Below are 11,941 nucleotides of genomic sequence, written 5' to 3'. Positions count from 1 at the left end.
TTGCGCAAATAGCTTTTTACCCCGTTTTGTTTTTATAATATGGCGCACTTTAACCAGCAAAGAGTGCGACCATGATTGATACACGCCTGCCTTTAACTGATATTCACCGCCACCTCGACGGAAACATTCGTGCCCAAACCATTCTCGATCTTGGTCGCCAGTTCAATTTAACCCTCCCTGCCGAAACGCTTGAAACCCTGATCCCGCATGTTCAGGTCACGTCGAACGAACCGGATCTGGTGAGTTTTCTGAGCAAGCTCGACTGGGGCGTGAAGATGCTGGCCTCGGTCGATGCCTGTCGCCGTGTCGCCTTTGAAAACATCGAAGATGCCGCGCGTAACGGCCTGCACTATGTTGAACTGCGTTTCTCCCCAGGCTATATGGCGATGACCCACAACCTCCCCGTAGCGGGCGTGGTTGAAGCGGTCATTGAAGGCGTGCGTGAAGGCTGCAAAACCTTTGACGTTCAGGCGCGTTTGATCGGCATTATGAGCCGTACCTTCGGTGAAGCGGCCTGTCTTCAGGAACTGGAAGCATTACTGGCGCATCGCGACCAGATCACCGCCATCGACCTGGCCGGTGACGAGCTGGGCTTCCCGGGCAGTCTGTTCCTGTCTCATTTCAACCGCGCACGTGATGCAGGATGGCATATTACCGTTCATGCGGGGGAAGCCGCGGGGCCGGAAAGCATCTGGCAGGCCATTCGTGAGCTGGGTGCGGAACGTATAGGTCATGGCGTGAAAGCCATTGAAGATCGCGCGCTGATGGATTTCCTCGCCGAACAACGTATTGGAATCGAATCCTGCCTGACCTCCAATATTCAGACCAGTACAGTGGCGTCGCTGGCGCAACACCCGCTGAAAACCTTCCTCGAACACGGGGTGCTGGCTTCGCTGAACACGGACGATCCGGCGGTTCAGGGCGTGGATATTATTCACGAATACAACATCGCCGCACCACAGGCCGGGCTGAGCCGCGAGCAGATCCGTCAGGCGCAAATCAACGGGCTGGAGATCGCCTTCCTGACGCCTGAAGAGAAACAGGCGCTGCGCGATAAAGTTGCTCAGTAGTCCTCTTTACTGCCGGGTGGCGCTGCGCTTACCCGGCCTACGAAAGCGTTTGGCACTTATGCCAGACAGAGCGTTGCGCGATGTTTGGCAGATTCGATCCCGAGCTCGATGAGCTCCATAATCTGGATTGCCTGGCTTGCGGGAACCGGATTTTCACCTGAACCGTTCAGCGCGTCACGAATGGCGGCGTAATACGCTGGATAGTTCCCCGGCAGGGTCAATACCGTCTCTTCAACCAGTACCTCACCCTCCGCACGCGTCACCACCCCGTCGCGCATGTCGTAGCCCCAGTCCTCCTGCGGTAAGCGTTCGCCATTTTTGAGGCGCTCTTCCTGCGGATCCAGGCCGAACTTCACATAGCTGCCGCGCGCCCCGTGAATGATATAGCGGGCCGATTCCGCCGCCGCAAGCATTGTCCCGTGCAGCACAATGCGCCGCTGCGGATAACTCAAAATGGCATGGAAATAGTCGGTGGTCTGCGCCCCCGGCCTGAGCTGCGCTAAATCGACCGTCATGCTCACGGGCAAACCAAACAGATGAACGGCCTGATCGAGAAGATGCGGCGCTAAGTCATACCAGATGCCGCTACCCGGTCCCGCCTGCTCGCGCCAGCGATCTCGCACCTGCGGACGATAACGATCGAAATGCGACTCAAAAAAGGCAATTTCGCCGAGCGTACCTTCGTTTATCAGCGCCTTAACCGTCAGGAAATCGCTGTCCCAGCGCCGATTGTGAAAGACCGATAATAACCGACCCAGACTTCGCGCCAGCGCATCCAGCTCGCGCGCCTGTGACAACGTCACGGTGAAGGGCTTATCGACAACAACATGTTTCCCTGCCTCCAGCGCCGCTTTCGCCAGGGGGAAATGAGTGTCGTTAGGAGTAGGAATGACAATAAGGTCAATATTAGGATCGTTAAACAGATGCTTAGGCTCCGTTACCACCGGCACGGCTGGCCAGTCGGCGCGGACCTTAGTCTCATCGCTGCTTGTGATAGCCGCCAGTTCCATTCCCGGCGTGCCGGCAACCAGCGGTGCATGAAAGGTTTTGCTTGCGTACCCGTAGCCAATAAGACCGACGCGGATGTTTTCACTCATCGTTTGCCCCCTCGCTGTGCGCTTATTTATCACTGGCCTTGTGCTTAACGCACAGATTAATAATGTGCCCTGTGAGTTAAAATAGCATCTTGCGACAGCGTTTTTTGTTACCTCGCATTAAAGTGTGTATATGGGTTCGGGGAATCGTTCCCAAAGCGCTTGCTCTGGCGAAAAGGGCGCTGTAACATTTGTAATCTGTATTTATGGATAAATTACAAACACAAATTATGTCGTCAATAATTAATCGAATCATTGAATTAGCGGGATGGATTGTCCTTGGGGTTTCAGTCGTATTGCTCGGCATCGCCAGCCATATCGATAACTACCAGCCGCCGGAGCCTGTTACTGTCGCACAACAAAAGTAAGCCGTGTCGTCATAAAGCGTGACACGTTACGTCATGGAACGTATTGCCAGCCGTAATGAACGGGGTTACCCTTCTCTTCCAGGCATCTGCTGATGCCTGAATCTTCGCAAAGAAAACTCCTAATTTCGTCGCGTTACCCGAGTGGACAGTTTACGTCTTTATTAATCCGTTTATTATTCGAACGCATTACCTTTATGGGTATTACCCTTTTATATGGAAACTTATTAACATGACAGTTCAGGACTATTTATTAAAATTTCGCAAGATCAATTCCCTTGAAAGCCTGGAAAAACTGTTTGACCATCTGAACTACACGCTGTCGGATAATCAGGACATCATCAATATGTACCGCGCTGCTGACCATCGTCGCGCCGAACTGGTCTCTGGCGGTCGTCTGTTCAATGTGGGGGAAGTGCCTAAATCCGTATGGCGTTACGTTGTATAAGAAAGTAGCCTTCGGCGTGAAATGTTATATACTCTCCGCCCTGCAAATTTCTGTATAACATTTCGCGCAGACTATGGGAGAGCGTATGACCGCATTGCCTGGAGAGAGAATTGGGGGCTGGTTAATCGCCCCGCTGGCATGGCTGCTGGTGGCATTATTAAGCGCTTCGCTGGCGCTGTTGCTATACACCACCGCACTGGTTACGCCTCATGCTATCCAGACACTGATGTCCCAGAGTGCGCTCAATATTGCAACGTGGTTTGTGTCGTTCGTTTTCGCGATCGCGATGTGGTACTACACGCTGTGGCTGACTATCGCCTTCTTCAAACGCCGCAAAAACGTGCCAAAACATTACATTATCTGGCTGCTGGTCTCCGTGCTGCTGGCTGTCAAAGCATTCGCTTTCTCGCCAGTGTCTGACGCGCTGGCGGTTCGCCAGTTACTGTTTCCGCTACTGGCGACGGCGCTTCTGGTCCCTTATTTCAAGCGTTCGACGCGCGTTAAGAAGACCTTTGTCAACCCGTAATAACCTTACAGTTAACCTGTTGTGGCCTGTTGTCGTTTATCCGATAATAGGCGGCTATTTTATTTCAGGCTAAATAATGACCGATTACTTACTGCTCTTTGTCGGAACTGTGCTGGTTAATAACTTCGTACTGGTGAAGTTCCTTGGCCTGTGCCCGTTTATGGGCGTCTCCAAAAAGCTGGAGACGGCAATGGGCATGGGGCTGGCGACCACCTTCGTGATGACGATGGCCTCCATTTGCGCATGGCTGATTGATACCTGGATCCTGATCCCGCTCGACATGCTCTACCTGCGCACCTTGTCCTTTATTCTGGTCATTGCGGTTGTGGTGCAATTTACCGAGATGGTGGTGCGGAAAACCAGCCCTGCCCTGTATCGCCTGCTGGGCATTTTCCTGCCTCTCATCACCACCAACTGCGCGGTGCTGGGCGTGGCGCTGCTCAATATCAACCTTGGGCATAATTTCCTGCAATCGGCGCTGTACGGTTTTTCCGCGGCGGTCGGTTTCTCTTTTGTTATGGTCCTGTTCGCCTCGATTCGCGAGCGTCTGGCCGCGGCGGATATTCCCGCGCCGTTTCGCGGTAACGCCATCGCTCTTGTGACCGCAGGTTTAATGTCTCTGGCCTTTATGGGCTTTAGTGGTCTGGTGAAGTTGTAATGAGTGCTATCTGGATTGCCATCGCGTCCATCAGCGTACTGGGACTCGTCTTTGGCATCATTCTGGGTTATGCCTCCCGCCGGTTTGCGGTGGAGGACGATCCGGTGGTTGAAAAAATTGATGAACTTTTACCGCAGAGCCAGTGCGGGCAGTGCGGCTACCCTGGCTGCCGCCCTTACGCTGAGGCGGTGGGCGTGCAGGGCGAAAAGATCAACCGCTGCGCACCGGGTGGCGAAGCGGTCATGCTTAAAATAGCTGCCCTGCTGAACGTCGATCCCCAGCCTGTCGACGGCGATGAACAGGCCCAGGAGCCCGTTCGTGCCCTTGCTGTCATCGACGAAGCCAACTGCATTGGCTGCACCAAATGTATTCAGGCGTGTCCTGTTGACGCCATTGTGGGCGCAACGCGCGCGATGCACACCGTTGTGGCGGATCTGTGCACCGGCTGTAATCTCTGCGTGGCGCCCTGCCCGACGCAGTGTATAGAACTACGCCCGGTTGAAACGACTACTGAAAGCTGGAAGTGGGACCTTCAGACCATTCCGGTTCGCAATATTCCTGTGGAACAACATGCTTAAGTTATTTTCTGCCTTCAGAAAAGAGAAGATCTGGGATTTCGACGGCGGCATTCATCCGCCTGAGATGAAATCGCAGTCTAACGGCACGCCGCTGCGCCAGATCCCGCTGGCGACCCGTTACGTTATGCCCCTAAAACAGCATATCGGCGCGGAAGGTGAACTGTGCGTGAAAGAAGGCGATAGCGTTCTTCGCGGCCAGCCGCTGACCTTTGGTCGCGGACGGATGTTGCCGATACATGCCCCGACTTCCGGTAAGGTGGTGGCTGTTGCCCCCCATACCGTTGCCCATCCGTCGGCGTTGTCTGAGCTGAGCGTGATCATTGAAGCCGATGGTGAAGACCGCTGGATCGATCGTGACGGCTGGAGCGACTACCGTTCCCACAGTCGTGAAGCGCTGATTGAACGCATTCATCAGTTCGGCGTGGCGGGTCTGGGGGGCGCAGGCTTCCCGACCGGCGCTAAGCTTCACGGCGGCGGCGATAAAATCGAAACGCTGATCATCAACGCCGCCGAGTGCGAACCGTACATCACCGCCGATGACCGTCTGATGCAGGACTGTGCCGCGCAGGTGGTGGAAGGGATTCGCATTCTTGCGCATATTCTGCAACCCCGCGAAGTGCTGATCGGTATTGAGGACAATAAACCGCAGGCCATTTCGATGCTGCGAGCGGTACTGGCGGACAGCCACGATATCGCCCTGCGAGTGATCCCGACCAAATACCCGTCCGGCGGGGCAAAACAGCTGACGCAGATCCTGACCGGCAAACAGGTCCCCCACGGGGGCCGTTCGTCCGACATCGGCGTGCTGATGCAAAACGTGGGAACCGCCTACGCGGTGAAACGTGCGGTGATTGACGGCGAGCCATTGACCGAGCGCGTCGTCACGCTGACCGGCGAGTCCGTCTCCCGTCCCGGCAACGTCTGGGCGCGTCTGGGTACGCCGGTGCGTCATCTGCTGGAACAGGCTGGCTTCTGCCCGGGTAGCGATCAACTGGTCATTATGGGTGGCCCGCTGATGGGCTTTACCCTGCCGTGGCTGGATGTGCCGGTGGTGAAGATTACCAACTGCCTGCTCGCCCCTTCCCCAACGGAGATGGGCGAAACGCAGGAAGAGAAAGGCTGCATACGCTGTAGCGCCTGTGCGGACGCATGCCCGGCAGATTTACTGCCGCAGCAGTTGTACTGGTACAGCAAAGGCCAGTTGCACGATAAAGCCCAGGCGCATAACCTGGCTGACTGTATTGAATGCGGTGCCTGCGCCTGGGTCTGCCCAAGCAATATTCCGCTGGTGCAATACTTCCGTCAGGAGAAAGCCGAAATCTACGCCATCTCCATGGAAGAAAAACGTGCCGCTGAAGCGAAGGCCCGCTTTGAAGCGCGTCAGGCACGACTGGAGCGCGAGAAACAAGCCCGTCAGGAACGCCATAAGCAGGCTGCCGTCCAGCCTGCGGCGAAAGATCAGGATGCCATTAACGCAGCCCTGGCCCGCGTGCGCGAGAAGAAAGCCACCGCCGCCCAGACGGTTGTGATCGCTCCGGGAGAAAAACCGGACAACAGCGAAGCGATTGCGGCCCGCGAAGCGCGTAAAGCCGAAGCTCGCGCGCGTCAGGCGGAGAAAGCGCAACACGCCAAACCGGAAGCCGATATCGACCCGCGTAAAGCGGCAGTGGAAGCGGCTATCGCCAGGGCAAAAGCCCGTAAGGCCGGTCAGCAGACAGTGGTGGTTGAACAGGAAGCGACGGATCCGCGCAAGGCGGCCGTTGAAGCCGCTATCGCCCGTGCCAAAGCACGAAAAGCGGCACAGGTTCAGCCAGCCGAAGAGAGTGAAGCGCCTGTCGACCCGCGTAAAGCCGCCGTTGAAGCGGCCATCGCCCGTGCCAAAGCACGAAAAGCGGCACAGCAGGACGAACGGCCTGCGGCCGCCAACGACGATCCACGCAAAGCCGCAGTCGCCGCCGCGATTGCGCGCGTTCAGGCAAAGAAAGCCGCGCAGCAAGCCGTTAACGAGGATTAAATGGTTTTCAGAATTGCAAGTTCCCCTTATACCCATAACCAGCGCCAGACATCGCGTATTATGATGCTGGTGTGCCTGGCCGCGCTGCCAGGTATTGCCGTACAGTGTTGGTTTTTCGGCTGGGGTACGCTTTTCCAGTTAGTTCTGGGTTGCGCCAGTGCCGTCGCAGCGGAAGCAGCGATCCTGAAGCTGCGCAAAATGGAAGTGACTCGCATCCTGAGCGATAACTCCGCCCTGTTGACCGGCCTGTTGCTGGCCATCAGCATTCCCCCGTTCGCCCCGTGGTGGATGGTGGTATTGGGAACGGTGTTTGCGGTGATCATCGCCAAGCAGCTGTACGGCGGGCTGGGCCATAACCCGTTTAACCCGGCGATGATTGGCTACGTGGTACTGCTGATCTCCTTCCCGGTACAGATGACCAGCTGGCTGCCGCCGCATGAGATCGCCGCCACCGTCCCCGGCTTTATGGATGCCCTGCACGTTATCTTTACCGGCCACACCGCGCTGGGCGCAGATATGAACGCGCTTCGCATGGGCGTGGACGGCATCAGCCAGGCCACCCCGCTCGATACCTTCAAAACCTCCCTGCGTGCCGGACACAGCGTGGAGCAGGTGATGAAATCGTCTATTTACAGCGGCGTACTGGCGGGTGCTGGCTGGCAGTGGGTCAATCTGGCCTATCTGTTGGGCGGCGCGTTCCTGCTGCAACAGAAGGCAATCCGCTGGCATATTCCGGTGAGCTTCCTGGTGACGCTGGCCGTCTGCTCGACGCTCGGCTGGGTCATCTCACCTGAGTCACTGGCCAGCCCGCAGCTCCATCTGCTCTCCGGCGCGACCATGCTCGGGGCATTTTTTATTCTGACCGATCCGGTCACCGCGTCTACCACCAACCGAGGACGTCTGATTTTCGGCGCGCTGGCGGGCTTGCTGGTCTGGCTTATTCGCAGCTTTGGCGGTTATCCGGACGGTGTGGCATTTGCCGTGCTGCTGGCTAACATCACCGTTCCGCTCATCGACTACTACACGCGGCCACGCGTGTACGGTCATCGCTAAGGGTCACGCCATGCTAAAAACAATGCAAAAACACGGCGTTACGCTGGCGATCTTCGCTGCCGCCCTCACCGGGCTGACCGCGCTGGTAAATGAACTGACGAAAACAACCATTGCAGAGCAGGCAATGAAGCAGCAAAAGGCGCTGTTCGATCAGGTGATCCCATCCGACTTCTACGATAATGACCTGCAAAAAAGCTGCTTTGTCGTGCAGGCTCCGCAGCTCGGTAAAGGACCCCATCGCATTTATATTGCCCGCAAGGGCGATAATCCCGTGGGTGCCGTCATGGAAGCCACCGCGCCGGACGGTTACTCCGGTGCGATTCAGCTGCTGGTTGGCAGCGATTTTTCCGGCACCGTGCTGGGCACGCGCGTGACGGAACATCACGAAACGCCGGGCCTTGGCGACAAAATTGAAACACGCTTAAGTGACTGGATCTTACACTTCTCCGGAAAGATGATTCATGGCGAAGACGATCCTGCTTTCGCGGTGAAAAAAGATGGCGGCGAGTTTGACCAGTTCACGGGTGCCACGATTACCCCGCGCGCGGTGGTCAACGCCGTCAAGCGCGCCGGGCTGTATGCCGAAACGCTGCCCGCGCAGATCAATCATCTTTCCACCTGTGAGGAGTGACCATGAGCCAGGTTAAAGAGGTTATCGTCCAGGGTCTCTGGAAGAACAACTCCGCGCTGGTACAGCTGCTGGGGCTGTGTCCGCTGCTGGCGGTGACGTCTACCGCCACCAACGCGCTCGGGCTGGGGCTGGCGACCACGCTGGTGCTGACCCTGACTAACTTTTCCATTTCAGTTTTGCGCCGCTGGACGCCGTCGGAAATCCGTATTCCGATCTATGTCATGATCATTGCGTCGGTGGTCAGCGTGGTGCAAATGCTGATTAACGCCTACGCATTTGGCCTGTACCAGTCGCTCGGGATTTTCATTCCGCTTATCGTGACTAACTGTATTGTCGTAGGCCGCGCTGAAGCCTTTGCGGTGAAAAACAATCCGGCCATATCCGCGCTGGATGGTTTTTCCATCGGCATGGGCGCGACTGCCGCCATGTTCGTCCTCGGCTCTCTGCGTGAAATTTTGGGCAACGGTACGCTCTTCGACGGTGCGGACGCGCTGCTTGGCGGCTGGGCGAAGTCGCTGCGTATTGAGGTGTTCCATACGGACACTCCGTTCCTGCTGGCCATGCTGCCGCCTGGCGCCTTCATTGGCCTTGGGATGATGCTGGCGTTAAAATACCTGATTGATGAAAAACGTAAACGCCGCGCCGCTGAGCGCAGCGTACAGGAAGGGATCCCCGAGAAAGCAGTATGAATAAAGAGAAACGCATTGCGATCCTGACGCGCCTGCGCGATGAGAATCCTCATCCAACGACAGAGCTGAATTTTAACTCGCCGTTTGAACTGTTGATCGCGGTGCTGCTCTCTGCACAGGCGACGGACGTGAGCGTCAACAAAGCCACGGCCCTGCTCTACCCTGTCGCCAATACGCCGCAGGCCATGCTGGAGCTGGGCGTTGAAGGTGTGAAATCCTATATCAAGACCATTGGCCTGTTTAACAGCAAGGCCGAAAACGTCATTAAGACCTGCCGGATCCTGCTGGAGCAGCACGGCGGCGAAGTCCCGGAAGACCGCGCTGCGCTGGAAGCGTTGCCGGGCGTCGGGCGTAAAACGGCAAATGTGGTGCTGAACACGGCGTTTGGCTGGCCGACCATCGCCGTGGATACCCATATCTTTCGCGTCTCTAACCGCACCCGGTTCGCGCCGGGTAAAAACGTGGAAGAGGTGGAAGAGAAGCTGTTAAAAGTGGTCCCTGCGGAATTTAAGGTGGACTGCCACCACTGGCTGATCCTGCACGGACGGTATACCTGTATTGCCCGTAAGCCACGCTGCGGTTCCTGCATTATCGAAGATCTCTGCGAATACAAAGAAAAAGTCTATCCCTGAGCGTAAACCACCTTACTTCTTACCTGTTCAAGCCCTTAAAATTAACAAGGGCTCTGATATCTTCCCGATTGACCATAAATTGCCCTCTCTTTCTCCTTTACGCATTGTCGATTCTTCGGTCATTTAACACTCAAACAGGTTAATAGTTTTTTCATCACCAAAAATTTCTATACATCTGTGATCGCGATCACTCTGATAACCTGATGTTGGATTTTTGTTGTTAAAACCCGCCCACCCCCTTTGTCAGACAAGATTTCATCGATTCCACACCGCACATAAGACCAGTCATTTTTCAGAATATGGGCTATATCACTGCCAATCACCCAAAATAGCAGAACATATCGCCACACAGCCGTTGAACAGGGTCGTTTACAGTGAAAAAAACCATCAATTTTGAACGGATGAGATTTAACGCTGTATAACATTTGCATGAACCGATGATTATACCGCCAGAGTTATATGTAACAGATTATTACAAACGTATTGCCAGATGGGGCTGGATAGTGAACATTACCCGCCGTTTCCCCTCCCAATATAACTATAAAGCGGATGGACTACGGTCATCACGCTATGAACACCCCCGTTAATATGGGATGTAAAAAAAGAGGTATATGTGTCTACTGCAAACAATAAACCAACAGATGAGAGCGTAAGTCTTAACGCTTTCAAACAGCCTAAAGCGTTCTATCTCATTTTCTCGATCGAATTATGGGAACGTTTTGGCTACTACGGCCTGCAAGGGATCATGGCGGTTTACCTGGTTAAACAGCTGGGTATGTCTGAAGCTGATTCCATCACGCTGTTCTCTTCCTTCAGCGCCCTGGTGTATGGCCTGGTCGCTATCGGCGGCTGGTTAGGCGATAAAGTTCTCGGTACTAAACGAGTCATTATGCTGGGCGCCGTTGTTCTGGCGATTGGCTATGGGCTGGTTGCCTGGTCCGGGCACGATGCAGGTGTGGTTTACATGGGCATGGCTACCATCGCGGTAGGTAACGGCCTCTTCAAGGCGAACCCGTCTTCCCTGCTCTCTACCTGCTACAGCAAAGATGACCCACGTCTGGACGGTGCATTTACCATGTACTACATGTCCATCAACATCGGTTCCTTCTTCTCTATGCTGGCAACCCCATGGCTGGCCGCAAAATTCGGCTGGAGCGTAGCGTTTGCGCTGAGCTTCGTGGGTATGCTGATCACCGTTGTGAACTTCCTGTTCTGCCGTAGCTGGGTTAAAGACTATGGTTCAAAACCAGACTTCGAACCCGTGCACATGGGCAAACTGCTGGCAACCATCGTCGGCATCGTGATCCTTGCCGCTGTCGCCACCTGGCTGCTGCACAACCAGGGCGTTGCACGTGCCGTACTGGGCGTGGTTGCGCTGGGTATCGTGTTTATCTTCGCGAAAGAAGCCTTTGCGATGCAGGGTGCGGCACGTCGTAAGATGATTGTGGCGTTCATCCTGATGCTGGAAGCGATCATCTTCTTCGTTCTGTACAGCCAGATGCCAACGTCTCTGAACTTCTTCGCTATCCGCAACGTTGAGCACTCCATCCTTGGTATCGCGTTCGAGCCGGAGCAATATCAGGCCCTGAACCCGTTCTGGATCATGATTGGTAGCCCGATTCTGGCCGCTATCTATAACAAGATGGGCGACCGTCTGCCTATGCCGCACAAGTTCGCTATCGGTATGGTGCTGTGCTCTGGCGCGTTCCTGGTGCTGCCGCTGGGGACGAAATTCGCGACCGACGCGGGTATCGTGTCTGTTAACTGGCTGATCCTGAGCTATGCGCTGCAATCCATCGGTGAACTGATGATCTCCGGTCTGGGCCTGGCGATGGTTGCGCAGCTGGTCCCTCAGCGTCTGATGGGCTTCATCATGGGTAGCTGGTTCCTGACCACCGCTGGCGCGGCTATCATCGCAGGTAAGATTGCGAACCTGATGGCGGTACCAGACAACGTTACCGACCCGCTGGTTTCCCTGAATGTCTACGGCACCGTGTTCATGCAAATTGGTATCGCGACCGCCGTGATTGCCGTGCTGATGCTGCTGACCGCACCTAAACTGAATCGTATGACGCAGGACGACGACAAATCCGCTAAAGCGATCAAAACCGCGAACGCGTAATGTCATCGGGAAACGACTGAACAGAAGCCGCTAATTGATTAGCGGCTTTTTTTTTATCCGA

General features: G+C 55.4%; 13 protein-coding genes. 12 read left to right on the top strand and 1 reads right to left on the bottom strand.

The window, feature by feature from the left end; translation table 11 throughout:
* Positions 1-71: 71 nt before the first annotated feature.
* Positions 72-1,070 (top strand): adenosine deaminase, encoded by a 999-nt coding sequence (add, locus tag KTH07_RS07670; protein ID WP_015570661.1) that lies wholly within the window; start codon positions 72-74, stop codon positions 1,068-1,070.
* A 56-nt stretch (positions 1,071-1,126) separates the two neighbouring features.
* Here add and KTH07_RS07665 read toward each other — a convergent pair whose 3' ends face one another.
* Positions 1,127-2,167, bottom strand: a complete 1,041-nt coding sequence (locus KTH07_RS07665; protein ID WP_017693546.1) for an oxidoreductase — start codon at positions 2,165-2,167, stop codon at positions 1,127-1,129.
* Positions 2,168-2,406: 239 nt separating this feature from the next.
* On the opposite strand from KTH07_RS07665, the gene blr reads away from it, so the two are divergent.
* From blr to dtpA, 11 genes are all read left to right on the top strand, one after another.
* Positions 2,407-2,532, top strand: coding sequence for a division septum protein Blr (blr, locus tag KTH07_RS07660; RefSeq protein WP_151884424.1), 126 nt, complete (start codon positions 2,407-2,409; stop codon positions 2,530-2,532).
* A gap of 229 nt (positions 2,533-2,761) precedes the next feature.
* Positions 2,762-2,977: a transcription modulator YdgT gene (gene ydgT / locus KTH07_RS07655; RefSeq protein ID WP_000217941.1), complete on the top strand. Its 216-nt coding sequence runs from the start codon at positions 2,762-2,764 to the stop codon at positions 2,975-2,977.
* A gap of 85 nt (positions 2,978-3,062) precedes the next feature.
* Entirely contained in the window at positions 3,063-3,503 is a 441-nt protein-coding gene (locus tag KTH07_RS07650; RefSeq protein WP_017693547.1) for a DUF2569 domain-containing protein, read from the top strand.
* A gap of 76 nt (positions 3,504-3,579) precedes the next feature.
* The gene (gene rsxA / locus KTH07_RS07645) at positions 3,580-4,161 is read left to right on the top strand and encodes an electron transport complex subunit RsxA (RefSeq protein WP_000133206.1); all 582 of its coding nucleotides are present in this window, start codon (positions 3,580-3,582) and stop codon (positions 4,159-4,161) included.
* Positions 4,161-4,739, top strand: coding sequence for an electron transport complex subunit RsxB (gene rsxB, locus KTH07_RS07640; RefSeq protein WP_015570664.1), 579 nt, complete (start codon positions 4,161-4,163; stop codon positions 4,737-4,739). Before rsxA ends, rsxB begins: the two co-directional genes overlap by 1 nt.
* Positions 4,732-6,753: an electron transport complex subunit RsxC gene (rsxC, locus tag KTH07_RS07635; RefSeq protein ID WP_023303569.1), complete on the top strand. Its 2,022-nt coding sequence runs from the start codon at positions 4,732-4,734 to the stop codon at positions 6,751-6,753. The genes rsxB and rsxC overlap by 8 nt, the downstream gene beginning before the upstream one ends.
* Positions 6,754-7,806, top strand: coding sequence for an electron transport complex subunit RsxD (gene rsxD / locus KTH07_RS07630; RefSeq protein WP_015570666.1), 1,053 nt, complete (start codon positions 6,754-6,756; stop codon positions 7,804-7,806).
* A 10-nt stretch (positions 7,807-7,816) separates the two neighbouring features.
* The gene (rsxG, locus tag KTH07_RS07625) at positions 7,817-8,437 is read left to right on the top strand and encodes an electron transport complex subunit RsxG (RefSeq protein ID WP_023296391.1); all 621 of its coding nucleotides are present in this window, start codon (positions 7,817-7,819) and stop codon (positions 8,435-8,437) included.
* A 2-nt stretch (positions 8,438-8,439) separates the two neighbouring features.
* On the top strand, positions 8,440-9,126 hold the full coding sequence (locus KTH07_RS07620; protein WP_003857592.1) for an electron transport complex subunit E: 687 nt from the start codon (positions 8,440-8,442) through the stop codon (positions 9,124-9,126).
* Positions 9,123-9,758, top strand: a complete 636-nt coding sequence (gene nth, locus KTH07_RS07615) for an endonuclease III (RefSeq protein ID WP_015570668.1) — start codon at positions 9,123-9,125, stop codon at positions 9,756-9,758. Before KTH07_RS07620 ends, nth begins: the two co-directional genes overlap by 4 nt.
* A gap of 613 nt (positions 9,759-10,371) precedes the next feature.
* Positions 10,372-11,880: a dipeptide/tripeptide permease DtpA gene (gene dtpA, locus KTH07_RS07610; RefSeq protein WP_017693548.1), complete on the top strand. Its 1,509-nt coding sequence runs from the start codon at positions 10,372-10,374 to the stop codon at positions 11,878-11,880.
* Positions 11,881-11,941 lie beyond the last annotated feature (61 nt).

Origin of the sequence: Enterobacter cloacae complex sp. ECL72 (genome assembly GCF_019056635.1) — a bacterium.
GTDB classification, from domain to species: Bacteria; Pseudomonadota; Gammaproteobacteria; order Enterobacterales; family Enterobacteriaceae; genus Enterobacter; species Enterobacter hormaechei_C.
This window is presented reverse-complemented; position numbering and strand designations above follow the sequence as displayed.